Below are 24,231 nucleotides of genomic sequence, written 5' to 3'. Positions count from 1 at the left end.
TAGCAAAACATTTTTAATTGTTTTGCTAATTTTATATTTATAATATAGTTTTAGAACTAATTTTTAACTAAAAGTCTAAATCCTTCTCCGTGAACATTGATAATTTCCAATCCTTCGTCATCTTTTAACAGCTTACGAAGTTTCGCAATATACACGTCCATACTTCTTGCGGTAAAGTAATTCTCCTTTTTCCAGATCTTTCTTAAAGCAAGATCTCTCGGCATGAAATCATTTCTGTGAATGCAAAGAAGTTTTAATAATTCATTTTCTTTTGGAGAAAGTTTATATTCCTTATCGCCTACTTTCAACTGTCTCAGCATAGAGTCGAAGAAAATATTACTGATCTTGAACTGCTCCTGCTCTTCATTCTCCAAAGTAGAGCTTCTCTGCAGGATCGCTTTGATCTTGTATAAAAGAAGTTCTGTATCAAACGGCTTGGTAATATAGTCATCCGCTCCCAGTTGGTAACCTTTAAGGATGTCTTCTCTCATATTTCTTGCCGTAAGGAATATAATTGGTGTGTTTTTATCGATTTTTTTTACGTCCTCAGCTAATGAAAACCCATCTTTCTTAGGCATCATTACATCGAAAATACAGATGTCAAATTCATTTTCTGTAAATTCTTTCAAGCCCTGTTCTCCATCTGTAGCAAGGTTGACTTCAAAATTATTGATGGTCAAATAATCCTTCAGCACCGCCCCGAAACTCTGATCGTCTTCTACTAATAATATTCTGTTGCTCATGATTTTAATAATTAAAATTAATGATTAAAAATTAAGAATGAACGTTCTCACTCTATCTTCTATATTTTGTTATTGGTTTTTATATTTTATAATCGATCAATGTAATCTGATCATTGATCTCTTTTCACTTATCATTTAGCTCATCGGCAGTTTGATCGTAAACGTACTTCCTTTGTCTTTGTGGGAATCTACGATGATCTGTCCTTTGTGTAGTTCTGCAATTTTCTTCACGTAAGAAAGTCCCAGCCCCTGTCCTTTTACATTGTGGATGTTCCCGGTCTCTTCCCTGAAGAATTTTTCAAATATTTTGGTCTTATTCTCGGTTTCCATTCCCATTCCTTTGTCTGAGATTTCGATGACATACCAGTTTCCTTCATTTCTTGTTTTCACATGAATCTCAGGCGCATCAGGAGAGTATTTGTTGGCATTATCCAATAAATTCACCAGCATATTTGAGATATGGAATTCATCTATTTTGAATGTATAATTCGTTGCATTGAATTCCTGCGTAAGCGAACCGTTTCTCTGTTTTACAATCAGATTAAAAGATTCTGTGGTTCTTTTGATCAGTTCACGTACGTTAGTTTCCTTTAAGAACAGCTCTACCTCGTTTCTTTCAAGCTTGGACATATTCAGTACGTTTTCCACCTGCTTTTTCATCCTTAAGTTTTCCTGCTTGATGAGTTCCGAGTAGTATTTAACCTTCTCGGGGTTGGTGGCAATTTTATCATTGGCTAAAGAATCTGTTGCAACGGAAATGGTGGCCAGTGGCGTTTTAAACTCGTGAGACATGTTGTTGATGAAATCTGTCTTTACTTCCGCCAGTTTTTTCTGCCTCATCATGTAATTAATGGAAATAATATAAATTCCCAGAATGGTCAATAAAGACAGGAAGGTTCCTAAGAGCATCGGCCAGTTGTTCATAGCAAGAGAATACTCTTTTTTAGGAAACACCAAAGCCAGACTGTATAAAGTCCGGTTTTTCACATCCGTAAAGAGAGGGTAGCTGTAGGTATTGTTATCTTTTTTCTCTTTGTATGCTTTATTGACGACCCCTGTGAGTTTGTTATTCTTGTCGATGACTCCATACCCGAATTTCGCCGTAATTCCTTTTATTTTCAACTCCCTTGCGATCACAGAATCAAGAATAGTGGCATCCACTCTTTTAGCAATAGGAAGATTGGTGCTGAGTACCTTTACAAATTCTTTTACAGCATAATCACCATTTTCAATATCGTTGTTAATTTCTGTGGTAAGGAGTTCGCGGTTTGTTGTGTCTTTTTTTACTTTGTAAGCCGCATTGTCAGTATATAAAGTCGTCAGCTTGATAGAGTCCCCTTTCGGAGAGATGGGAAGCTGGGTTTTTGAGATAATATTTTTGGAATAGATGATCTGGCGTTGGGTACCCGAATCTTCTACCTGTTGAATCGTTGTTAAGGAAGGTTGATCCTTATTGGCAAGAATACTGCTTCTCAGATTTTTATAATTTTGGTTCAGGTATTTATCTGCCTCAATTTCTTCAATATTTTTTGCAGTATTTTCTAAAGCAGAATATACTTTATTCGAAAATTCCTGCTCCAGGGCACCGTAATAACCTTTCAGCCAATAAAATTGGAGCGTAACAAAGACAATCAGTGAGATCGTCATAAACACTGAAATTATTGGGATGAATTTGTTATTCATTACTTGTTTTTATATGTTGTAAAAAAATGAATGTTAAAATTAATTATTTTAAGACTTGATAAACAAAAAACGAGCCAAAAAATTGTTTAATTTCTCTTAAAAGGGAGTTTTTTAACATTTATTTATGAATTATAAATTACTTGTCCTATGGAAAGTCCTGTGAACTGATAAAATAGCTAGCTTTGTTAAAAATAACTGCTATGGAATCTACCATCATTTTTAACAAAGATTTTGATTTGAACAGTGTCTATGTCATGAAAATTTATGACGCTGATGTTTCAAAAGTGTGGAATTATTTTACCCAATCCGAATTGTTGGATCAGTGGTGGGCTCCAAAACCCTGGAAATGTGAGACTGTGCAACAGGATTTTATAGAGGATGGAATCTGGCATTATGCAATGGCAGGACCGGATGGTGAAAGAATGTACGGACAGGTAAAATACGGTGAAATCACTGAGCACAGAAGCTTTGACGGAACTGATGCCTTCTGCGATGAAAAAGGGAACATCAATGAAGATTTTGCACAATCGAAATGGCTGTTTGGGTTTACTGGTGTAGAGGAAGGAACAAAAGTGACCATCAATATTCATTTTCCTTCACCGGAAGCCATGAAACAACAACTGGAAATGGGTTTTGAGGAGGGCTTTAAGATGGGGCTGACTCAGCTGGAGGATATTCTCAAGGAGTCATAGAAAAAATTTGAAAAGGCTATCATTATCTGCCTATTATTCCTTGTAAAAGAAAAGACGGGCGAAGAGCCCGTCTTTATCAAATTTTATGTTGTGTGCATCAAATCAGTTCTTCTTCCTGAAAATACTGTATAATCGCTTTTTTCATCAGCAGAGACTGCTCATTGGGTCTTAGCTCCGGGAGAGCCTCCAGGGTGTCATACTGTGGCCAGCCGTCTTCATAATGGGTAAACTTATAATACCCGAATGGTTCCAATAGCCTGCATACCGCAATGTGGATCAAATTGACCTTGTCTTCTTTGGTGTATTTTTGCTGGCCGCTTCCAAGCTCCTGCAGTCCGATCAGAAACAAAAGGGTCTCAATCGGAGGATTTTTTTCAGTATCAAAATTGTCTATAAAGAACTGTTCTATTTTTTGCCAGTATTCAGATTCGTTCATAATTGTTGTCATTTACTTTCTTTAGCTTTTTTTGCATCTTCTTCTCTTGCCTTTTCAAGAAGCTGTTGCCGTTTTTCTTCTTGTTTTTCTTTAAAAATTTCTCGCTTTTCTGCCTTTCTGATTTTATCATTTTGTATTAGATAATAAATGATGGCTATGGCAAGGAACGTTAGCAATAACATGATTTTGTTTTTAAAGTTGAAAAAAAATTAAAGTTATTTTCTGTCAATCATTAAAAGAAATGCGTATTCAAGCGCGTCTTCCTTCAATGATTCAAACCTTCCGCTTGCTCCACCGTGGCCTGAGCTCATATCTGTTTTAAATAATAGAAGATGGTCATCCGTTTTTAATTCTCTCAATTTTGCAGTCCATTTTGCCGGTTCCCAATATTGTACCTGCGAATCGTGAAGACCTGTCGTGATCAGCATGTGCGGATAATCCTTCGCTTCAACATTATCGTAAGGCGAATATTCCTTCATGTACTGATAATATTCTTTGTCATTTGGATTTCCCCATTCATCATATTCCCCTGTTGTTAGTGGAATCGTTTCATCGAGCATTGTAGTCACTACATCTACAAAGGGAACCTGCGCAACAATTCCGTTAAAAAGCTTAGGTTCATAATTCACAACGGCTCCTACCAAAAGTCCCCCGGCACTTCCTCCCATGGCGTACATATGTTGGGATGAAGTATAGTTTTCCTGAATCAAATGCTTTCCTGCATCGATGAAATCGAAGAATGTATTTTTTTTGAACAGCATTTTCCCATCTTCATACCATTCTCTTCCCAGATATTCTCCCCCACGAATATGAGCGATAGCGTAAATAAACCCTCTGTCTAAGATCGAAAGTCTGACATTGGAAAAACTTGCATCTACCGTATGTCCGTAACTTCCGTATCCATATAAAAGCAATGGGGTATCTGCAGATTTTTGGGTGTCTTTATGATAAACCAGCGAGATAGGAATTCTTGTTTCTCCATCTCTGGATGCTGCCCAGATTCTTTCTGAAATATAATTTTCAGGAATAAATTTCCCGCCAAGAACTTCCTGTTGTTTCAGAAGCTGAGTGGTTTTCTCCTTTAGATTGTATTCATACGTTGAACTTGGTTGAGTCAGTGAAGTATAGCCATAACGGAGAACTTCAGTGTCAAATTCCATATTGATCCCGATATAAGCCGTATAGGTAGGATCAGAAAAAGGAAGATAATAAGATTCTTTAGTTTTCTCGTCAATAATTTTGATCTGCAATAATCCTTCTTCTCTCTCTTCAAGAACCAGATAGTCTCTGAAAATCTCAAAACCTTCCAAAAGAACTTCAGCACGGTGGGGAATAACGTCTACCCAGTTTTCCATTCCGCAGTTATTGATTTTAGTTTTTACAATCTTGAAATTGATAGCGTCGTCTGCATTGGTAATAATGTAAAATTCATCTTCATAATGTTCTACCGAATATTCAAGATCGTCTATTCTTGGCTGGATAATCTTCCATTCTGCAAAAACATTGTCAGAAGGAATGAACCGGTGTTCGTCAGAAATTGTACTGGAGCTTGCAATGAAAATATATTCCATCGACTTTGTCTTGAAAACATTCACATCAAAAGTGTCATCCTCTTCATGGAAGATCAAAATGTCTTCTGAAGAATCTGTACCCAGCCTATGTCTGTACACCTGAAAAGCACGTAAACTTTCATCTTTTCTGATGTAGAAAACATGTTCGTTGTCATTCGCCCACACCGCTTTTCCAGTAGTATTAAGAATCTGGTCTGAGAAAATTTCTCCTGTAATGAGATTTTTGAAATTGATGGTATAAATCCTGCGGCTTACATTGTCTGATGAAAAGGACACCAGCTCATTATTAGGAGAAACGGCAACACTTCCTACTTCAAAATAAGTTTCGCCTTCAGCTAATATATTAACATCAACAATAATTTCTTCCTCGTTGTCCAGGCTTTTGTGCTTTCTGCAAAAGATAGGATATTCTTTTCCTTCTTCGTAGCGTACAATATACCAGTATCCGTTAAAGAAATAAGGGAGAGACTCGTCGTCTTTTTTGTAGCGGGCTTTCATTTCTTCGAAAAGTTCTTCCTGAAAAGCTTCTGTTTCTTTCATCATCAGCTCTTCGTAAGCATTTTCCTCTTCAAGGTATTTAATGACTTCAGGGTTTTCCCTTTCGTTAAGCCAGAAGTAGTTATCTGTTCTTCTGTCGCCGTGTATTTCTAGTATTTTTTCTATTTTTTTTGCCTGTGGAGCTTTCATCCGAATATTTTAAGTTTTTATTGAGGCGGATGGAACGTACTTATATCTATTCTCTTTTCTGAGAATCGTTTTTATAGGGACGTTTCATTCAATATTAATTTTCGTTCAAATTTAGTTAAAAAAAAGCCATCTTTCCTGATCGAAAAGACGGCTGTTTGTATCTTAAGTAGTAAAGGCTATTTGTGAAGCGCTTTAATGTATTTTTCAAGGGCCATCGTCATGGACGGAGTTTCCTTTGTAGGAGCCATAAGATCTACCTTTAAGCCTGCTTCTTCCGCAGCTGCCATCGTCGTGTTTCCGAAAACACCAATCTTGGTTTCCTCCTGTTTGAAATCCGGGAAGTTCTGCTGCAAAGATTTAATTCCTTGCGGGCTGAAAAAGATCAGCATGTCGTAATCTTTAGCGTTGATATCGGTCAGATCACTGCATACCGTTCTGTACATGATCGCTCTTGTCCAGTCGACATTGGAAGCCTCCATCGTTTTCACGATATCCGGACTCAAGACGTCTGAAGAAGGCAGAAGATACTTTTCAGCAGGGAATTTTTTAAATAGAGGCAGAAGATCTGCGAAGTTTTTCTCCCCAAAACTTATTTTTCTCTTTCTGTAAACAATATGTTTCTGAAGATAGTTGGCAATTGCCTCAGACTGACAGATATATCTCATCGTATCCGGTACTGAAAAACGCAGCTCTTCGGCAAGTCTGAAATAATGGTCTATCGCATTTTTGCTGGTGAAAATAATCCCAGTAAACTGCGTCAGATCAATCTTCTGTGTTCTTAGTTCTTTGTTGTCAGCTCCTTCGACGTGGATGAAAGGACGGAAATCAATCTTTATTTTTTCCTTCTTTGCTATATCCAGATATGGAGAAGACTCACTAGGCGCTGGTTGAGAAACCAATATAGACTTTATTCTCATCATTGACTTTTATTAAAAAAATAACAACTTCCAAAGCAACAATAAAGGTGCGATTTGGAGGGTGCAAATATACAAAAATTTATAATACCATTTTTCGGGAAGTATGTTGTTTTTGTGAAACAAATAGAAGAAAATTTTGAAAACCGCGACGAATACAAAGAAGCAGAAGTAATAGAAAAATATTTTATTTCTGTCCACGGGGAAATAATAGTGGGTAATACACAAAATTATTAGTAAAAATGAAAAGATGAAGTAGAATTTTGTGGAGGTAAAATAAAAAATTGACCATTTTTTGCCATCTCCTATGCTTTGGTAAAATAAAAACCCTAATGCAGATTTTGATACATAAAAAAATACTACCGCCAGAAATGTATATCCGAATTTATTAAGCTGATAACCCATAAGCTGAAGATCCGCAATATATTTCGGAACAATAGGAATGTATTGTGAAAGCAGCACAGACAACGTAAGGGCTGTTACACAGGAGGTAATGATCCAACTTGGCAGGTTATTGCTCGCGTCAAAATATTTTTGAAGCAGGAAATCTTTCAGGCTTGCATCTCTTTCGATGATATTCATCATGAAAACATATAAGAATAGGCATCCTATTAATATGAAAATTACCCAGTCATTGTTCTCAGGTATTCTTACGTGGTTGATAAAATTTTGTGATAACAGCAAACGAATATTTTTTGCAAAATTATAGATTATTTTGTATAAAATAAAAAGGTTAAATAAACTATCTTTGCAAACTGAAATGAAAAAACTCGTCATCATCCCTACTTATAACGAAAAGGAAAATATTGAAAATATTATTTCCGCGGTTTTTGCATTGGAAGATGACTTTCATGTTTTGGTAGTGGATGACTCTTCTCCTGACGGCACGGCAGAGATCGTCAGGGGCCTGCAAAAGACATTCCCTCATCATTTGCATATATCGGTAAGACATGTGAAAGATGGTTTGGGAAAGGCATATATTCATGGATTTAGATGGGCTATTGAAAATCAATATGACTATATTTTTGAAATGGATGCCGATTTTTCACACAATCCGAATGATCTGCCAAAACTCTTTGAAGCCTGTCTGAATGCAGATATGGCCATAGGATCACGGTATTCAAAAGGAGTAAATGTAGTAAACTGGCCAATGGGCAGAGTGTTACTTTCCTATTTTGCTTCTAAATATGTAAGATTTATTTTAGGCCTGCCTATTCATGACACGACAGCAGGTTTTGTCTGTTTCTCCAGAAAAGTACTTGAAGAAATAGGATTAAATAATGTTAAATTAAAAGGATATGGCTTCCAGATCGAGATGAAGTTCAGAGCTTTTAAAAAAGGTTTTAAAATTGTAGAAGTTCCTATTATATTTACAAACAGAATTTTAGGAGAAAGTAAAATGAATGGAGGAATCATTCATGAAGCGGTATTCGGAGTTTTAAATTTAAAGTGGAAATCAATAATCAACAGATTATGAAAAAGCTGGTCTTCCTTTTCGTAATGCTTTGCATGTTCTCATGTGGCGACTATATCGACAAACCTAAAAATTTGATCGGGCCGGAGGCTATGGCTGAAATTCTTGCTGATCTTACTATTACGGATCAGGCGGTCGTTCTCTATCAGAACAGAAATTTAGAGGCTGGAACGAGATTTGTTCTTAAGGCTCACCATGTAAAATCTGAAGATTTTATCAACAGCTTTCAGTATTATGTCATCAAAGACAAGATGAAAGATATTGCAGAAGACGCACAAAAAATTGTATTAAAAAAAGATCCGAAAGCAGAGAAATACGTCCAGGATAAGTTGAAAAATACTGGAAGTACTCCTGTTCTAGACAAATAATGATGAAGCAGAAGGGTTCTGTGAAGCAGCAGAATCGTTAATAGCGGAGAATAAAAAGAATATACGAATGAAATTTTTTAATATAGAAAAAACCTCTGAAGGAAAAGCAAGAGCGGGGGAGATCACCACAGATCATGGGAAGATCCAGACGCCTATCTTTATGCCTGTGGGAACGGTAGCAAGTGTAAAAACCGTTCACCAGAGAGAATTAAAAGAAGACATTAAAGCCCAAATTATTTTGGGAAATACCTATCACCTGTATCTTCGTCCTACCATGGACATTATGCAGGCAGCAGGAGGATTGCATCAGTTTATGAACTGGGACCTTCCCATCCTTACCGATTCAGGAGGCTTTCAGGTATTTTCACTGTCCAAAAGCAGAAAAATGTCTGAAGAAGGAGTAAAGTTCAAATCTCATATCGACGGTAGTTATCATATGTTTACTCCGGAAAAATCTATGGAAATCCAAAGACAAATCGGAGCAGATATTTTTATGGCTTTTGATGAGTGTACTCCTTATCCTTGTGAATACAATCAAGCTAAAACATCCATGGAGCTTACGCACAGATGGTTAAAAAGATGTATCGACTGGACAGAAGAAAATAAAGAAATTTACGGTCACAAACAAAGACTTTTCCCAATCGTTCAGGGTTCTACCTATTCAGATCTCAGAAAAATTTCAGCTGAAGTCATTGCAGAGGCGGGCGCAGAAGGAAATGCTATCGGTGGACTTTCTGTGGGAGAGCCGGAAGAGGAGATGTACAGAATCACCGATGAAGTGACGGATATTCTTCCAAAAGATAAACCACGATACCTGATGGGAGTGGGAACACCTTGGAATATTCTGGAATCTATCGGTTTAGGGATCGATATGATGGACTGTGTAATGCCTACCAGAAATGCAAGAAATGCCATGCTTTTCACATGGCAGGGGGTGATGAATATGAAAAATGAAAAATGGAAGAATGACTTTTCTCCTCTGGATGAATTTGGAACAAGTTTCGTAGACAGAGAATATTCCAAAGCATATGTGCGCCATTTATTTGTATCCAAGGAATACCTGGCCAAACAGATTGCGTCCATTCATAACCTTGCTTTTTATTTAGATTTGGTGAAAGTAGCCCGAGAACATATTGTAGCAGGAGATTTCTATGAATGGAAAAGATCTGTGGTACCGGTTCTTAGACAGAGACTTTAAAATATAAAGATCATGATCAAAATTATAGATAGATATATCATTAAAAAATATCTTGGAACCTTCAGTTTCATGCTGATATTGCTTTCTATAGTTGTACTTGTGATCGATGTTCAGCAGAAAATCCCAAGAATTGAAAATGCAAAGGCACTTGATCCGAAGTTGGATCTGATGTATTTTCTGATCCATTTCTATCCGTTCTGGATCATCAATCTTGTGGTGACATTTTTGGCTATTTTGGTCTTTATTTCCGTGATTTATTTCACATCCAGAATGGCAAATAACACAGAAATTGTTGCGGTAATCAGTAGTGGAGCTAGTTTTCACAGATTTGCCAAGCCTTATCTGTATACCTCTATTTTAATTGCCCTGATATCCCTGACGGTCAATCATATGGTGCTTCCGTGGGCCAATATCAAAAAGAATCAGCTGGAAGCCTATACCTATAACGCGGCCAATAAAGAAAAGATTCTGGGTACAGGTCCTGCATCTGCCCAGTTTAGTAAAACAGAATACATCTTCGTCAATTCCTGGAATAAAAGAGAAACCAGAGGTTCAGGCTTTGTCTATCAGAAATTTGATAAAAACAGAAAGATGATGTACGAGCTGAAAGCATCTGAAGTGTATTGGGATAAAGCTAAAAAACAGTTTACGCTTACCAATTATCTGGAAAAGACGATCAATAAAGACAACACAGAAAAACTGGGAAGCGGAGTGGAAATGAGGAAAAGTTATGGGCATTCTCCTGAAGAGCTGTTCCCGAACGAACTTCTTGGACAAAATAAAACCACGCCGGAACTTATAAAATTTATTGACAGGGAAAAAGAAAAAGGAAACAGTAACCTGAATTCTTATCTTAATGAATTTCATCAGAGAACTTCAATGCCTGTTGCCATCATTATTCTGACCTTCCTTGCGCTTTCTCTGGCTTCTCAGAAGAAAAGAGGGGGTCTTGGAGTCAATCTTGCCATAGGAATTTCCCTTGCCTTTGTTTTCGTATTCTCTTTTGAAGCATTGAAAGTGGTGTCTGAGAACAAAAGTCTGTCACCAGCCGTAGCCATGTGGCTGCCTAATATGGTTTTCTTCCCGCTTACCTTATATCTGTACCTTAAAAGAGCCAATCAGTAGAGGAGCTTGATCTCTTTATGGTAGAAAGGCTTTAAGCCGTCTTTTTCAAGTTCTATCCAGAGTTCTCCTTTTTCGTCAGCATTTCTGATAATGCCATTTTGTCTCTCTTTTCCAATTTCAAAGACGGATATTTCATTCTTCCGGAACAAATGAAGGTTAAACTGATCAATAATGTCTTGCTCAGACGGAATATTTTTAAGTTTTTCAGACAGATACCGGTGAAGATTAAATACAAAATTTTCAAGATCAAAAACCTTTCCTGTCTGGGTCAGAAGTGATCCTGCATGGGATATTTCGTCAAATTTATCCTGAAGGACATTGAAGCCTGCCCCGATGATGAAATAATTATTCTGATTAATTTTTTTCTTTTCAATTAAAATCCCAACGATTTTTTTATTTTTAAGGATCATATCATTCGGCCATTTGATTTTTACACCAGCATCAGTCAAATTGGCCAGATAGTCCCTGATTACAACTGCGGTATAGTAATTGAATATAAAATCTGTGAGCAGAATGTTTTGAGTCTTGACCGCTAAAGTGTAAGCTACGTTTTTTCCGGCAGCAGCTGCCCACGTATTTCCGTATTGTCCGCGGCCTTTAGTTTGATTGAATGTAGAGACCCCAATAAAATCTGAATTTTCATAAAGTAAAAACTTTGAAACTTCGTCATTAGTAGAAGAGCACTCTTTTAAATAAAATAATTGATCCATTTAAGAAAACTTTAAGACTTTAAAGGGCTAAAAATAAGGCTAAAGTAAAAGAAAAACAATAAATTTGCAGATTATAGATATTTTAATGAATAAAACAGCAGAAAAGCAGGCACTAATAGATAAAATTGTTGAAGCCATCCAGGATGTAAAGGGGGAAGATATTATGATTTTCGATCTTTCGAAGATTGAAAACTCTGTAGCGGAAACTTTTATAATTTGTAGCGGAAACTCAAATACTCAGGTTTCTGCATTAGCAGGAAGTGTGGAGAAAAAGGTAAGAAACGATCTTAAAGATAGGCCTTGGCATGTAGAAGGTACCGAAAACTCAATGTGGGTTTTGGTAGATTACGTAACGGTGGTGGTGCATATTTTCCAAAAAGAAGTACGGGAGTACTATGATATTGAAGAACTTTGGGGAGATGCAGCTATTACCAAAATTGAAAATTAATTTTAAATTTTAAAAAGTATAAATGAACAATAAAGGATTCAACTGGTTTTTTCCAATTGCAATCGTGGCTCTTTTGTTATTTTTCGGTTCCAATTTTTTAGGAGGCGACAGTGCAAAATCTATTGATGAGGATGCTTTCTTCAGGGAAATGCAGGCAGGAAAGGTCCAAAACGTTATAATATACAAAGATACAGAGAAAGCTGATGTTTTCCTGACAAAAGCAGCTAAGACAGCGATGGTCAGTAAAACGGCCAATCCAAGCAACCCTCTTTCTGCGTTCGAAATGGCTCCAAAAGCAGATTTTTCTGTGAAATATGGAGATCTTCAGCTTTTCCTTCAAAAATTTGATCAGATAAAAGCTACCGATGCGAATATCAAGACCACCAAAGACTACGGGGCAGGTAAAAACCCGTTCATGGATATCTTGGTTTCAGCATTGATATGGATCGCGATCTTAGGACTTTTCTACTTCCTTCTTTTCAGAAAGATGGGCGGTGGCGGAGGACCTGGCGGACAGATTTTCTCAATCGGAAAATCAAAAGCCAAGCTTTTTGACGAAAAAGAAAGAATTCAGGTGACATTTAAAGATGTTGCAGGTCTTGAAGGTGCTAAAGAAGAGGTACAGGAAGTGGTAGATTTCCTTAAAAATTCTGAAAAATATACCAAACTGGGAGGTAAGATTCCTAAAGGGGTCCTCTTGGTAGGCCCTCCGGGAACTGGTAAAACGTTATTGGCTAAAGCTGTTGCAGGGGAAGCTAAAGTACCGTTCTTCTCCCTTTCAGGTTCAGATTTCGTAGAAATGTTCGTTGGAGTAGGTGCTTCAAGAGTTAGAGACCTTTTTGCTCAGGCAAAAGCTAAATCTCCTGCGATTATCTTTATTGATGAGATAGATGCTATCGGACGTGCCAGAGGAAAGAATAACTTCTCCGGTGGAAACGACGAAAGAGAAAATACATTGAACCAGCTTCTTACAGAAATGGATGGTTTCGGAACAGATGTAAACGTCATTGTAATGGCTGCTACCAACAGAGCTGATATCTTGGATAAAGCTTTAATGAGAGCCGGACGTTTTGACCGTTCCATTTATGTAGACCTTCCGGAATTGCATGAAAGAAGAGAGATTTTTGATGTTCACTTGCTGAAAATCAAATTAGACGATACAGTGGACAGAGACTTCTTAGCGAAACAAACTCCTGGATTCAGTGGGGCTGATATCGCTAACGTTTGTAACGAAGCAGCATTGATTGCAGCTAGAAACAGCCATACTTCAGTAACCAAACAGGATTTCCTTGATGCGGTAGACAGAATCATCGGAGGTCTTGAAAAGAAAAATATGGCCATCAAACCTTCTGAAAAAAGAAGAGTTGCTTATCATGAAGCAGGTCACGCTACGATCTCATGGTTGGTAGAACATGCAGCACCACTTTTAAAAGTGACGATCGTTCCAAGAGGACGTTCTTTAGGAGCAGCATGGTACCTTCCGGAAGAAAGACAGTTGACCACTACAGAACAGATGCTGGATGAATTGTGTGCAACTTTAGGAGGTAGAGCCGCAGAGCAGGTTATCTTTAACAATATTTCAACCGGAGCATTATCTGATCTTGAATCAGTAACGAAGAGAGCGCAGGCTATGGTTACTGTTTACGGTCTGAGCCCTACTATTGGTAATATTTCTTATTATGACAGCTCAGGCCAGTCTGAATATAATTTCGGAAAGCCATACTCAGAGGCAACCGCTAATAAGATTGATGTTGAGATTAAGTCAATTATCGAAAATCAATACGAGAGAGCAGTTCAGATTCTTACTGAAAATAAAGATAAACTTGATGCTTTAGCCAATAAGCTTCTGGAAAAAGAAGTGATATTCCGTGAAGATCTTGAAGATATATTTGGTAAAAGAGCCTGGGATCCTGAGTTAACAGAAAGACCTGTGACCAGTACGATCTCTACGGCAAAAGAACCGGATGAGCAGATCCTTATTAAAGACAAGGAAGAAGAAAGTGAAATTCAGGCTCCCGAAAGCCCGACTCAACTTTAAAATACTTCCAAAATAGAATAAAAAAAACCTGACAGTCTTAGAATTGTCAGGTTTTTTCATATTTAAAGGCACATTTTTAGAATCTATTGTAATTTATTTTCTATTTTTGTATAACGTGACTAAAAATAGATTAAATTGAATTTATTCAAAAGGATTGTAAGCAAACTTACCAACCAGCCTCAGGAAGAAGAAAAACAGAGCCTGGAAAAACTCGGGGACTCGCTGAAAAATGCGGATCTTGACTATAAGTTTGCGCAATTGTTTACGCATTCAGGAGGATTTTTCAATTATTGTGCAGATGAAGCAGAGGCTCTGCAGACCTTAAATCAAATTGTCAAAATAGAAGGAATTGGTAATATTTTCTGCTGGGATAAAGAGCTTCAGAGCTTTTTGAATGTAGTGAAAGTACCTTATACTTCAGAAATGGAGCATTCCAGTGATGCTGCCTTTATTACCTGTGAATATCTTATTGCCTATGATGGAAGAATTATGCTTTCGCATAACAATATTCTGCATTATCATTCCTCAAGGCTACCGGATAAAATCATTATCATGGCCAATGTTTCACAGATTGTGAACAACCTTAACGATGCAATGGGAAAAATAAAAAGAAACGGGAATATCAAAAATCTTACTTCCATAAGTGGAGGCCAGTCAAGTTTGGATTCTTCTTCTCATACGAATACAAAGCTGTTTTTATTGCTGCTTGAAGATTAAGCATCAACTTATAAATTTTACATTTTGGACAAAAACCTTATTCAAAGAACCATTTCCGGACTTGTTTACGTTGCCGTTATCATTCTTTGCACCACACCGCTGGGTTCCCAGCTGATCAACAAAATTCATCCGGACCTTATCAGGCAGGAATATCTTTACTTCTCGCTGATAAGCCTTTTGTTACTTGTAGGGACCTGGGAGTGCATTAAGATCATGAAGTTCGGGAAAGGGTATGAAAAATGGATCGTGCTCCCATTGGTAATTTTTATTTTTTATGTTTTCTCCAAAAGATATTTCCACCACGACTTCTTCTTCGACTTCAGACTGAATGAAATACTCGCTATTTCTCTGATCGCTATTGCTGTGGTTACTTTATTCAAATATCCCAACGAATTATATTACGACAGCGGAAAGCTAATATTTACCGTTATTTACGTTGCGTTGCCTTTCAGCTTTGCCTTAGGTTTACCTAAATTTTCGAGTTTTGAAGGAACGTTCTCTTTGGAAGTTCTTTTCCTGTTTATCCTGATCTGGAGCAGTGACACTTTTGCTTATCTTACCGGCAAGTTTTTCGGGAAACATAAAATGGCTCCTAAAATCTCTCCAAAGAAGACCTGGGAAGGGTATGCAGGGGGAGTTGCCTTGACACTGGTTTTATCCTACTTTGTAGAGCACTATCAGCCTGAACTCCGTGGGAACTGGATGATCGTAGGATTTCTGGTAGCAGCATTTGCTCCGTTGGGAGATCTTGTGGAAAGCCAGCTGAAAAGAAATTTCGGGGTAAAAGACAGCGGAAACATCATTCCGGGGCATGGAGGAGTACTTGATAGGCTGGACAGTTTTTTAATTTGCGTTCCTGTCGTATATTTGTACTTTATTTTAGAAAAATTTATTTAATCTCATGAAACTACATAAGGAGTCAAAAGGAACGATTACCGTAGCAACGATACTGTTTATCATCATCAGTGTGCTGGCTATTTATTTTCTTAAAATGTGGTCGTTACTGATCATTATGCCATTATTGGTTATTTACAGTTTAGTGTTTTGGTTCTTCAGGGTTCCTTTACGTGATATTTTGGAACACAGAGAAAACGTTATTGCTCCTGTAGACGGGAAAGTAGTAATGATCAAGGAAGTGGATGAAACTGAATTTCTGAAAGGAAAAGCCATTCAGGTTTCGATCTTCATGTCACCTCTGAATGTTCACATCTGCAGATATCCGGTTTCCGGAGATGTGATCTATAAAAAATATCATCCGGGTAAATATCTGGTGGCATGGCATGAGAAATCATCTACTGAAAACGAGAGAACCACTGTAGCGATTAAAACCCCTACCAATCATGAAGTGGTATTCAGACAGATTGCAGGATATGTAGCCAGAAGGATTGTTTTCTATTGTAATGAAGGTGATCAGGCAAAAGCGGGCCATGAGTTTGGATTTATTAAATTTGGCTCGAGAATGGACGTTTTCCTGCCGTTGGATACAGAAATCATCTGTAAGATCGGGGACATTACAAAAGGAGGTCTGGATGTGATCGCAAGAATGAAAGATTAATTCAGAATATAATCGAAATAAGCAAAGGAGAAATTCATTTTTCTCCTTTTTTTGTTTAAAAAAATTCAAAAAAGAACTATTTTTATCATTGTCGGATAATGGTAAACAGGAGGTATGTTTTTATTATTGTATTCGAAGCATAGTAATTTTTTTAATTAATACGATGACCTTATAGTTGACATAATTTTTTTTTGTAAATATGCTGAAAAATTATACGAATTTATTAGACCGTAGACCGGCTTAATATCTTATCAAAAAAAACACACCTCTTCACGATCCTCATCCGCAAAGGATAGCAGACAAATTCCCATGTTCTGCCCCTTCTGTTTAATCTGATGTACATTAATATGAGTCAGAAGATCCCGATTGTACAAAAAGCAACCTGGGCATTATCTTAAAAAAACATAAAACAGGATACGATGATTTTTAAATTTTTCTTTAAAATAATAGGTGATGAGGCAGAAAAAATGCACGATAAGGACGAACGCAATTATCTGAACCTTATCAATAAATATCTTCTCTTTCTTTTTCTATTATTCTTATTTTACTCGGTATTTATCGTGATCTTTTTCGGGGACGCGTTAATCTCAACATTTCTCACTATTATTACTCTTTTCTGGCTATACCTCATGGCGGTTAAAGGAAAGACCAACCGCTTCAAAAGTGCACTTAAATCAAGTGTTATCTTTGTTTTTGTGCTGTTAATATTTATTGTAAGTTTTTTTCACATCTATACGTATAAGAATGCCGGGGTGGAATATTTTTATTTTTCTCTTCTCTTTGCGATTCCTTTCTTTTTCAATTATAAAGAAGATTTTTATTTAATTCTTTTTCTGGCTTTGGTAATCAGCATCAACTTTGTAGCCTGTTTATATTTTGATTTCGATTTTATACCTAAAAGCAAATTTTTCCGGCAGGAAGACTTTACGACTGTGAGACTTCTCAACATATTGTTTTCCATTATATCATTTGTGATTGATATTTCATTTGTCACCCAGAAAGATGATCTGATTTACGGACTTATTGAAGATACCAGAGTGAAGGATTCTACCATAGAGGATCTTCAGAAAACCAATACTGAACTCCTCAAGCAACAGATGCTCATCAATGATCTTACAGAGGAAAACATTAGCGAAATCTATCATCTTGCTGAAACCAATTCTCCGCTGTTTTTTGACAAATTTCAGTTTTTTTTTCCACATTTTATTCCGGCAATAGTAGCCAATAATCCCAATCTTATCGATTCAGAACTGTACCTCTGTGCCCTGATGAAAATTGATTTTGATACTAAAAAAATAGCCCAGTGTACAAAGAGCAGTATAAGAGCCGTTGAAAGTAAAAAATACAGAATCCGGAAGAAGCTAAATATTCCTTCTGATACAAATATTAACAGTTTCATCCTTAGAATCTAAATATTTACGCAAGTGCGTAGTATTACGTATAAGGACGTACATTAATTTTCTGATGTTGTTGCTATTTTTGCGATTGTATGAATTTAAAAGAAATACATATCGGAAGTTTAGTGAAAGCAAAAGTAGAAGAGCTCAGGATACCTGCTGAAAGAATCATGAACTTTTTAAACTGTTCCGAAAATGAAATAGATGCTATGTATGAGCTTGAATACATGGATACCCACTATTTACTGCGGTGGAGCAAACTTCTGCGCTATGATTTTTTCAGAATTTACACGGGTCATCTTATTTTGTACGCACCTCCATCCAAAACCAACAACACCGTTAAAATAAAGAATTCTCAGCTTGAATTCAGGAAAAGTATTTACACCGAGGAAGTTAAAGAGTTTATTATCGATAAGATTATTACCCGTCAAATGACGGTCTCCGAAGTGATCATAAGATATAAGATTCCTAAAACAACCCTGTATAAATGGATTAAGAAAGTATAGATATGCCGGATTTCAAACTGATTTATACCGATATCATCAATGAAAAATTTCCTGATAAAATAAATAATCCTGTCATTCGGAGTAAGCTGAATACTCTGCATACGGCAGTTGATGTTTTAAAATTTAATATACTCGTCTTTGGCCAGCCGGAAAATACCGTTTTGTCTAAAAGCCAAAGACTCCGTTCCTACGATGAACGATCAATTCGTGACATTCTTGAATACCAGAGAAAAAACAGGCTGACCAATACGGAAACGGGCAGCCATTTCAAGATAAGTAGAAATACCATTGCAAGATGGAAGTGTTTTTTCAAGTTATAATTTTTTTTGCGGGCTTTTTTTGACATCCTTTCTTCATTTTGAAGCTGGGAAATAGATTGTGGGATATTTCCGGTTTTTTAGGCTGTATTTTTTTTAAAGTGCTGATATATTGTGAGTTTTACTACGCGCGCGTAGTATTGCGTAGTGTTTTTTTAGGGAGAAAATAGTTTTGTATGGTAATTTTGCGGTGACTAAAAAGTCATGATAAAACATAACAAAAACATAATTATTTCGAAAATGATGAAAACAAATTCTACAACGTCAAAACTCAAAGTTTTGCTTCTGGCTCTGCTTTTAGTTTTTGGACAATTCTATTCTCAGACTAATAATGGTGCAGTAGGGATCAATACTTCTTCACCCAATGCCAATTCTGTTTTAGATGTGGTCTCAGGAGGTAACAATAAAGGAGTGCTCATTCCTCGCCTCACTGAAAGCCAGAGAGACGCCATCGTTATTAATAAGCCTAAGGACGATGGTCTTACCATTTACAATACTACAGAAGACTGCTTTAACTACTGGAGTTTTGCTGACGATGAATGGAAAAGTGTCTGCGGACAGTTGGGAAAAGCATTGTTCACCGTTGACTGTTCCAATACCAAAGCGATGGGAACTTATGTCAAAGGAAGGGAATTAACCACTTCAAACTACCTGAGTATGGCTGTCAATGTAACTAAAGCTGGAAATTATACCATCTCCGGGACGACTCCAAACGGCTATAGCTTCTATGGAACAGGCACTTTTCTCAATACAGGAGTACAAACCATTCAAATTGCAGGACAGGGAACTCCTCTGAATATTCAGACCGATGATGTGTCACTGACGGCTAACGGAACTGATGTGACCTGTACACCTGCAGTCTCTATAAATGTTCTCAGCCCTGCCGGGACCTATACCATGAGCTGTGGAAGTGCTACCGTTAATGGCGTATACAAAGTAGGAACAGCCCTTAATTCTTCCAACACGATTACATTGCCGGTCAATGTGTCTACACTGGGAAGTTATACCATTACGACCAATACTGTAGATGGAATTTCATTCAGAGGTTCAGGAACATTTACTGCGACAGGAAGCCAGAATGTTACTTTAAGTGGAACAGGAACACCATCGTCTACAACAGTAAAAACAATCACCATCACTTCTGACAGCCAGGGAGGCGTGTCGACAACATGTAACGTAAACGTTATTGTGGTGATTCCCAAGAAGACCGTTCTTCACATAGGTCTGGAAACAGCGTACGGATACAGTGCCTTTACAGGACCTTCAAGAAGTCTGATGGATTCTCCTACCAATTTTGGAACTGCCGCTTCAAGCATCGTAAAATATGAAGGTTTTACCCATATATCTTTAGGAAACTCTCCATCTTCAGCAGCACTTCAGGCAGCTCTGAACAATAAGCCGGATATAGTGATCATCGGATATAGTTATACACCGAATGCTACCGACGCCGGATATATTGCATCATACCTGAATAAAAAAGGGATCGTCATTGCTTTGACTGATGATACAGGAACTGCACAGAACTTATTCAGAGGAATATTTTCAGATCCTACCATTTCATCGTCTTATGGAGGAGGGGCAGGATCGGTATATGCTCTTGTCAACACAGATGATCCGGTTTTAAATGGTCCTTTTGGAGATGTAAGAGGGAAGAATTGGGGGGAGGATGCTTCTACTACTGTCAATATTTCAGGTCTTACAAGCGGATTTATCCCTTACAGTTATGCGCAGCCTATTAACAGCACTACGGCAAGAACAGGGATTTCCGGATTGAGAAGTAGCAGCCTTAACTTTGTATGGTTTGGAGACGGAGGTTTCTTAAGTAATGAAAATGCAAATGGAAATCCTTATTCAAGCAACACCATCGAGCCTTTCGTAGCCCCAAGTTCAGGAGGATATTTTCCGGTGCAGAAAGCAGCATACGGATATGCCGGAAACGGGTATGCTACAGGAGGAATGCAGGTACAGAATTCTATACTATTTGCGAATACAATTGCGTGGGCCGTTAAACAGGCAGAATTCAGCGGAATTAACACCCAATAATGGAAAATAGTTTTTAAAGATGACTGCGGCATGGTAAATAACATGCCGCAGTTTTATTTTATATACTTCTTTACTTCTTCTGTAAGGTTTATGATAAGGTCTACGGGGAGATCTTCTTCCATGTCGATCAAAAGTATTTTAAACTTCTTTCTCCCGTCCTGGATCAGCAAAGGATGCTCAAGCCTGTCTCCATGATAAAAACTTACATAATGCTGTTTGTACTTTTTGCTGTAATAGAGGTAACACAACATTTTCTTTTTATACTTAAAGAAAGGGAGTCCGAAACTTAATGTTTCAGTAATGTGCTTCGTATCAGATTCCAGAATCTTTTGGCGTAAAAACAAAAGAGTACTTCTTTCAGGCTCGTCGATTCTGTAGAAGTACTCTTGTATAGGATTCATTGAATTGAATTTAATTCATCAAATGATTAGTCAAAGTTCTGAAGTTCCACGAGTTTGTGGTACATTCCTTTTTTAGCGATCAGGTCGTGGTGTGTTCCTTGTTCCACTACAATTCCTTTCTCCATGACCACAATCCAGTCTGCTTTCTGTATGGTTGACAATCTGTGGGCAATAACAAGAGATGTTCTGTTTTCCATCATTTTATCCAAAGCATCCTGAACAAATCTTTCAGACTCGGTATCCAGGGCAGAAGTAGCTTCATCCAGGATCATAACCGGCGGATTTTTCAATACGGCTCTGGCGATAGAAACTCTCTGCTTCTGACCTCCGGAAAGTTTATTTCCGTCATCACCAATATTAGAGTCATAACCATCGGGAAGACTGGAAATGAAAGAATCAGCGTTGGCAATTTTTGATGCTTCCACCACTTCTTCTTTGGTTGCCTCAGGCTTACCCATCAGGATATTATTATACACAGAATCATTGAATAAAACAGATTCCTGCGTTACCATTCCCAGAAGCTGGCGGTATTCTTTCAGTTTTAAATGTTTGATATCTACGCCATCGATTAAAATTTGTCCCTCATTCACATCATAGAACCTTGCTAAAAGGTTGGCGATAGTGGTTTTTCCACTTCCACTCTGTCCTACAAGAGCGATGGTCTTTCCTTTCGGAATGATCAGTGAGAAATTTTTAAGGATAACATTGTCTTTATCATAATAGAATCCAATGTTTTTGAATTCAATCTGGTTTTTCAATGTAGAGATAGAAACCGGCTCTGCAATTTCTTCTACTTTTAAATCATAGTCAAGAACTTCCGCTACTCTTTCTAAACTTGCCATACCTCCCTGAATAGAAGAGATGGCACTGGAAAGTTTTTTAGCAGGATCAAGAATCTGGAAAAACATCCCGATGAAAACAAGGAAAGCCTGTGGTTTCATGGTCTGATCTTCTAGGATTTGTGTTCCGGCATACCAGGTGATGATAAGGATCGTGATAGAACCAAGGAATTCGCTCATAGGAGAGGCTAATTCTCTTTTTCTGCTCATATCTATCGCAAAATTCTGCCAGTTGGTGGTTGTTTCGTTAAACCTGTTTTTAAGAATCTTATCTGCATTAAAGATCTTGATCACTTTAGACGATTTTAAAGTTTCGTCTACCAGTGAAAAAAGATTTCCAAGTTCAGCCTGAGCATAATGAGCTTGTTTTTTCAAGCTTTTGCCCGTCCATGAGATCAGCAATCCCATAACAGGAAAAACGACCAGTGAAAAAAGGGTTAGCTGAGGAGATAATAAAAATAAGGCGATCAATGAAGAAATAATCATGAACGGAGCATTGATAATATCTACCAATACCCCCATAATTCCTCCTTCTACACCTCCGATGTCATTGGAAATTCTGGACATCATATCTCCCTTTCTCTGTTCCGTAAAAAAAGAAACCGGAAGCTGAAGAAATTTATTGTACATCGCAGTACGCAGATCTTTGGTAATCCCCACACGGTAATTCACCAATAAAAAAGACCCGATATACCTGAAAATATTTCGTAATAAAAATGAAACCCCTGTGATAGCACATAGTACGGCAAGCACCTGAACGGCACCGTGCTGATCAATTTGTATCTGTACAAAATAGTACGCCTTATCTTTTATATAATTAAAATAGGTGCCAAGCTCCCCGTTCCATATCGGCTCTCTTCCCTGTTTTTCAATAGTCCCGAACATCAGCCCCAAAATAGGCAGCATGGTTCCTACAGACAGGATATTGAGTAGGGAGTAGAGTATGTTGAAAAACATACTTCCAAAAAGATATTTTTGGTGCGGTTTCGCGAAATAAAGTATTCTTTGTAATGGTTTCATTCAATGAAAAATTGGATAGCAAAATTACGTAAAATTAAAGGAATAGACGTTCTTAATCCTGTTTTACTTTAATTAATATGTTCCAATTTGAATGGTTTTGTTACAAATGCCTGTTTGGTTTTTTAGAGTTAAAAATAGGATACGGATGAAAAAAACCGCCATTTCGGCGGTTTTTTATGATGACAATGATTTAAAATTTTACTTTGTCATTGTATTTCGGAGCAAAATTCTGAGGATTTAATTTTTCAAGAGTTTTTCCAACATTATTGATGATTCCCGTTAAATTATCAAAATCCACAACACTTACATCATCACTTTCATTATGGTAATGAGAGGCTTTTGTCATATCAACGGTAGAAAATGAGTGAGCGATGATCTTTTTCTTCACAAAACTTACATTATCTGATCTGTAAAATAATTTTTGTGCTGCATAAGGATCAGGATTTATCTTTAGACCATTCGCTGCATATTTATTGAAAAGTTCATCAAAATCAGAAAACTCATCACCGGTCATAAAAAGGGCATTCTTTCCGAACTGAGATTCTGTCGCTACCATTTCGAAATTGAAAAGTGCCGTCATATTATGATATACCTTATCTAAACTGGCATCTGTAGAAATAGCCCTTGAACCAAGCATTCCTTTTTCTTCCCCATTGAAAGCCATGAAAACCATGGAGAATTCCGGTTTTTTATTTTTGAAATAATCAGCAATACCTGCTAAAGTGGCAATTCCACTTGCATCATCATCTGCGCCGTTGTAAATATTGTCTCCGGTTTTGTCACTCATCCCAATATGGTCGAAGTGTCCCGAGAATCCAAGATATTTATCCGTTTTTCCTTTTTTGATGCCACATACATTATAAACCTTTTTACCTTCATATTCAAAAGGAATCAGGTAAGAGTTTCCTGTGCAGTATTCAAGATTGTTTTCCTTAAATAACTTTGCGATGTATTCGGCTGCTTTGTCATTTTCAGGGGTTCCAATTTCACGGCCTTTCATTTCGTCTGAAGCCAGGGTTGAAAGGATTGTCTTTACTCTGTCCTTTGAAACTTCCTGTGCAAAAGTACATACAGAAAAGAACGATAAGGCAAGGTAGGTTAGTTTTTTCATTTTTTTAATTTAGTAAGATCAGTCGTACTCTTAACGGAAATGTTGCATGATATGGTATAAATTAATCAGACGAGCTTGCATTTGATTAAGTATAATTAATAAAATCCTATGTTTTTGGGCGAAGCGAAACCTGATAGTCTTAAAACCTGATTCAAACTTAATGTTTAAAATCACTGAGTTTACAAACCCATAAATTGTCAGAGTATGAGATAAAAAAAACAGCTCCTTTCGGAACTGT

At 37.3% G+C, this 24,231-nt stretch carries 25 protein-coding genes; 14 read left to right on the top strand and 11 right to left on the bottom strand.

Annotation, left to right across the window (positions count from 1 at the left end):
• Positions 1-56: 56 nt before the first annotated feature.
• Both BW964_RS11605 and BW964_RS11600 read right to left on the bottom strand, forming a co-directional pair.
• On the bottom strand, positions 57-743 hold the full coding sequence (locus BW964_RS11605; protein ID WP_034700772.1) for a response regulator transcription factor: 687 nt from the start codon (positions 741-743) through the stop codon (positions 57-59).
• 135 nt (positions 744-878) lie between these two features.
• Positions 879-2,426 (bottom strand): sensor histidine kinase, encoded by a 1,548-nt coding sequence (locus BW964_RS11600; RefSeq protein ID WP_076507355.1) that lies wholly within the window; start codon positions 2,424-2,426, stop codon positions 879-881.
• Between the two features lie 200 nt (positions 2,427-2,626).
• Between BW964_RS11600 and BW964_RS11595 the strand changes: the two genes are divergently transcribed.
• On the top strand, positions 2,627-3,118 hold the full coding sequence (locus BW964_RS11595) for an SRPBCC family protein (protein WP_076507354.1): 492 nt from the start codon (positions 2,627-2,629) through the stop codon (positions 3,116-3,118).
• Positions 3,119-3,215: 97 nt separating this feature from the next.
• Here BW964_RS11595 and BW964_RS11590 read toward each other — a convergent pair whose 3' ends face one another.
• The 5 genes from BW964_RS11590 to BW964_RS11575 all read right to left on the bottom strand — a co-directional run bounded on the left by BW964_RS11590 (position 3,216) and on the right by BW964_RS11575 (position 7,410).
• Positions 3,216-3,566 (bottom strand): hypothetical protein, encoded by a 351-nt coding sequence (locus BW964_RS11590; protein WP_394333901.1) that lies wholly within the window; start codon positions 3,564-3,566, stop codon positions 3,216-3,218.
• Positions 3,563-3,736: a hypothetical protein gene (locus BW964_RS22545; RefSeq protein ID WP_165789181.1), complete on the bottom strand. Its 174-nt coding sequence runs from the start codon at positions 3,734-3,736 to the stop codon at positions 3,563-3,565. The genes BW964_RS11590 and BW964_RS22545 overlap by 4 nt, the downstream gene beginning before the upstream one ends.
• A 33-nt stretch (positions 3,737-3,769) precedes the next feature.
• Entirely contained in the window at positions 3,770-5,812 is a 2,043-nt protein-coding gene (locus tag BW964_RS11585) for a S9 family peptidase (protein WP_076507351.1), read from the bottom strand.
• Positions 5,813-5,988: 176 nt separating this feature from the next.
• The gene (locus tag BW964_RS11580) at positions 5,989-6,729 is read right to left on the bottom strand and encodes a uroporphyrinogen-III synthase (RefSeq protein ID WP_076507349.1); all 741 of its coding nucleotides are present in this window, start codon (positions 6,727-6,729) and stop codon (positions 5,989-5,991) included.
• 12 nt (positions 6,730-6,741) lie between these two features.
• Positions 6,742-7,410 (bottom strand): DUF4271 domain-containing protein, encoded by a 669-nt coding sequence (locus BW964_RS11575; RefSeq protein WP_104669441.1) that lies wholly within the window; start codon positions 7,408-7,410, stop codon positions 6,742-6,744.
• Between the two features lie 76 nt (positions 7,411-7,486).
• Between BW964_RS11575 and BW964_RS11570 the strand changes: the two genes are divergently transcribed.
• The 4 genes from BW964_RS11570 (at position 7,487) to BW964_RS11555 (ending at position 10,891) form a co-directional block, all read left to right on the top strand.
• The gene (locus tag BW964_RS11570; protein ID WP_076507348.1) at positions 7,487-8,203 is read left to right on the top strand and encodes a polyprenol monophosphomannose synthase; all 717 of its coding nucleotides are present in this window, start codon (positions 7,487-7,489) and stop codon (positions 8,201-8,203) included.
• Positions 8,200-8,568, top strand: coding sequence for a DUF4296 domain-containing protein (locus BW964_RS11565; RefSeq protein WP_076507346.1), 369 nt, complete (start codon positions 8,200-8,202; stop codon positions 8,566-8,568). The genes BW964_RS11570 and BW964_RS11565 overlap by 4 nt, the downstream gene beginning before the upstream one ends.
• Positions 8,569-8,635: 67 nt before the next feature.
• Positions 8,636-9,766, top strand: coding sequence for a tRNA guanosine(34) transglycosylase Tgt (gene tgt, locus BW964_RS11560; protein WP_076507344.1), 1,131 nt, complete (start codon positions 8,636-8,638; stop codon positions 9,764-9,766).
• A 15-nt stretch (positions 9,767-9,781) separates the two neighbouring features.
• Positions 9,782-10,891, top strand: coding sequence for an LptF/LptG family permease (locus tag BW964_RS11555; protein WP_076507915.1), 1,110 nt, complete (start codon positions 9,782-9,784; stop codon positions 10,889-10,891).
• On the opposite strand, the gene BW964_RS11550 is transcribed toward BW964_RS11555, so the two are convergent.
• On the bottom strand, positions 10,885-11,601 hold the full coding sequence (locus BW964_RS11550) for a biotin--[acetyl-CoA-carboxylase] ligase (RefSeq protein WP_076507342.1): 717 nt from the start codon (positions 11,599-11,601) through the stop codon (positions 10,885-10,887). The two genes, BW964_RS11555 and BW964_RS11550, sit on opposite strands and share 7 nt — an antisense overlap.
• 85 nt (positions 11,602-11,686) lie before the next feature.
• On the opposite strand from BW964_RS11550, the gene rsfS reads away from it, so the two are divergent.
• From rsfS to BW964_RS11505, 9 genes are all read left to right on the top strand, one after another.
• Positions 11,687-12,049 (top strand): ribosome silencing factor, encoded by a 363-nt coding sequence (gene rsfS, locus BW964_RS11545; RefSeq protein ID WP_034700760.1) that lies wholly within the window; start codon positions 11,687-11,689, stop codon positions 12,047-12,049.
• 22 nt (positions 12,050-12,071) lie between these two features.
• Positions 12,072-14,087, top strand: a complete 2,016-nt coding sequence (ftsH, locus tag BW964_RS11540; protein WP_076507341.1) for an ATP-dependent zinc metalloprotease FtsH — start codon at positions 12,072-12,074, stop codon at positions 14,085-14,087.
• A 135-nt stretch (positions 14,088-14,222) separates the two neighbouring features.
• Entirely contained in the window at positions 14,223-14,804 is a 582-nt protein-coding gene (locus BW964_RS11535) for an LUD domain-containing protein (RefSeq protein WP_076507339.1), read from the top strand.
• Positions 14,805-14,828: 24 nt separating this feature from the next.
• A complete protein-coding gene (locus tag BW964_RS11530) occupies positions 14,829-15,701 on the top strand; it encodes a phosphatidate cytidylyltransferase (protein WP_076507337.1) in 873 nt (290 codons plus the stop codon).
• A 4-nt stretch (positions 15,702-15,705) separates the two neighbouring features.
• Positions 15,706-16,359, top strand: a complete 654-nt coding sequence (locus tag BW964_RS11525; protein ID WP_076507336.1) for a phosphatidylserine decarboxylase family protein — start codon at positions 15,706-15,708, stop codon at positions 16,357-16,359.
• 419 nt (positions 16,360-16,778) lie between these two features.
• Positions 16,779-17,771, top strand: a complete 993-nt coding sequence (locus BW964_RS11520) for a helix-turn-helix transcriptional regulator (protein ID WP_076507334.1) — start codon at positions 16,779-16,781, stop codon at positions 17,769-17,771.
• Positions 17,772-17,848: 77 nt separating this feature from the next.
• On the top strand, positions 17,849-18,262 hold the full coding sequence (locus tag BW964_RS11515; RefSeq protein WP_076507333.1) for a transposase: 414 nt from the start codon (positions 17,849-17,851) through the stop codon (positions 18,260-18,262).
• A gap of 2 nt (positions 18,263-18,264) precedes the next feature.
• Positions 18,265-18,582, top strand: coding sequence for a transposase (locus BW964_RS11510; RefSeq protein WP_076507331.1), 318 nt, complete (start codon positions 18,265-18,267; stop codon positions 18,580-18,582).
• Positions 18,583-18,819: 237 nt separating this feature from the next.
• Positions 18,820-20,622 (top strand): hypothetical protein, encoded by a 1,803-nt coding sequence (locus BW964_RS11505; RefSeq protein WP_123911946.1) that lies wholly within the window; start codon positions 18,820-18,822, stop codon positions 20,620-20,622.
• 53 nt (positions 20,623-20,675) lie between these two features.
• Here BW964_RS11505 and BW964_RS11500 read toward each other — a convergent pair whose 3' ends face one another.
• The 3 genes from BW964_RS11500 to BW964_RS11490 all read right to left on the bottom strand — a co-directional run bounded on the left by BW964_RS11500 (position 20,676) and on the right by BW964_RS11490 (position 23,993).
• On the bottom strand, positions 20,676-21,023 hold the full coding sequence (locus BW964_RS11500) for a DUF1801 domain-containing protein (protein WP_076507328.1): 348 nt from the start codon (positions 21,021-21,023) through the stop codon (positions 20,676-20,678).
• 26 nt (positions 21,024-21,049) lie between these two features.
• Entirely contained in the window at positions 21,050-22,882 is a 1,833-nt protein-coding gene (locus tag BW964_RS11495; RefSeq protein ID WP_076507326.1) for an ABC transporter ATP-binding protein, read from the bottom strand.
• A 190-nt stretch (positions 22,883-23,072) separates the two neighbouring features.
• Positions 23,073-23,993, bottom strand: coding sequence for a M28 family peptidase (locus BW964_RS11490; RefSeq protein WP_076507325.1), 921 nt, complete (start codon positions 23,991-23,993; stop codon positions 23,073-23,075).
• Positions 23,994-24,231 lie beyond the last annotated feature (238 nt).

This window comes from Chryseobacterium shigense, from assembly GCF_900156575.1.
GTDB lineage: Bacteria > Bacteroidota > Bacteroidia > Flavobacteriales > Weeksellaceae > Chryseobacterium > Chryseobacterium shigense.
Note: the sequence above shows the minus strand (reverse complement) of the source record. Positions and strands in the feature narration are given on the sequence as shown.

What these genes read in the sequence shown, in the direction of transcription:
- BW964_RS11605 (WP_034700772.1), bottom strand. Translation starts at nt 743, where the DNA reads ATGAGCAACAGAATATTATTAGTAGAAGACGATCAGAGTTTCGGGGCG.
- BW964_RS11600 (WP_076507355.1), bottom strand. Translation starts at nt 2,426, where the DNA reads ATGAATAACAAATTCATCCCAATAATTTCAGTGTTTATGACGATCTCA.
- BW964_RS11595 (WP_076507354.1), top strand. Translation starts at nt 2,627, where the DNA reads ATGGAATCTACCATCATTTTTAACAAAGATTTTGATTTGAACAGTGTC.
- BW964_RS11590 (WP_394333901.1), bottom strand. Translation starts at nt 3,566, where the DNA reads ATGACAACAATTATGAACGAATCTGAATACTGGCAAAAAATAGAACAG.
- BW964_RS22545 (WP_165789181.1), bottom strand. Translation starts at nt 3,736, where the DNA reads ATGTTATTGCTAACGTTCCTTGCCATAGCCATCATTTATTATCTAATA.
- BW964_RS11585 (WP_076507351.1), bottom strand. Translation starts at nt 5,812, where the DNA reads ATGAAAGCTCCACAGGCAAAAAAAATAGAAAAAATACTAGAAATACAC.
- BW964_RS11580 (WP_076507349.1), bottom strand. Translation starts at nt 6,729, where the DNA reads ATGAGAATAAAGTCTATATTGGTTTCTCAACCAGCGCCTAGTGAGTCT.
- BW964_RS11570 (WP_076507348.1), top strand. Translation starts at nt 7,487, where the DNA reads ATGAAAAAACTCGTCATCATCCCTACTTATAACGAAAAGGAAAATATT.
- BW964_RS11565 (WP_076507346.1), top strand. Translation starts at nt 8,200, where the DNA reads ATGAAAAAGCTGGTCTTCCTTTTCGTAATGCTTTGCATGTTCTCATGT.
- tgt (WP_076507344.1), top strand. Translation starts at nt 8,636, where the DNA reads ATGAAATTTTTTAATATAGAAAAAACCTCTGAAGGAAAAGCAAGAGCG.
- BW964_RS11550 (WP_076507342.1), bottom strand. Translation starts at nt 11,601, where the DNA reads ATGGATCAATTATTTTATTTAAAAGAGTGCTCTTCTACTAATGACGAA.
- rsfS (WP_034700760.1), top strand. Translation starts at nt 11,687, where the DNA reads ATGAATAAAACAGCAGAAAAGCAGGCACTAATAGATAAAATTGTTGAA.
- ftsH (WP_076507341.1), top strand. Translation starts at nt 12,072, where the DNA reads ATGAACAATAAAGGATTCAACTGGTTTTTTCCAATTGCAATCGTGGCT.
- BW964_RS11525 (WP_076507336.1), top strand. Translation starts at nt 15,706, where the DNA reads ATGAAACTACATAAGGAGTCAAAAGGAACGATTACCGTAGCAACGATA.
- BW964_RS11520 (WP_076507334.1), top strand. Translation starts at nt 16,779, where the DNA reads ATGATTTTTAAATTTTTCTTTAAAATAATAGGTGATGAGGCAGAAAAA.
- BW964_RS11515 (WP_076507333.1), top strand. Translation starts at nt 17,849, where the DNA reads ATGAATTTAAAAGAAATACATATCGGAAGTTTAGTGAAAGCAAAAGTA.
- BW964_RS11510 (WP_076507331.1), top strand. Translation starts at nt 18,265, where the DNA reads ATGCCGGATTTCAAACTGATTTATACCGATATCATCAATGAAAAATTT.
- BW964_RS11505 (WP_123911946.1), top strand. Translation starts at nt 18,820, where the DNA reads ATGATGAAAACAAATTCTACAACGTCAAAACTCAAAGTTTTGCTTCTG.
- BW964_RS11500 (WP_076507328.1), bottom strand. Translation starts at nt 21,023, where the DNA reads ATGAATCCTATACAAGAGTACTTCTACAGAATCGACGAGCCTGAAAGA.
- BW964_RS11495 (WP_076507326.1), bottom strand. Translation starts at nt 22,882, where the DNA reads ATGAAACCATTACAAAGAATACTTTATTTCGCGAAACCGCACCAAAAA.
- BW964_RS11490 (WP_076507325.1), bottom strand. Translation starts at nt 23,993, where the DNA reads ATGAAAAAACTAACCTACCTTGCCTTATCGTTCTTTTCTGTATGTACT.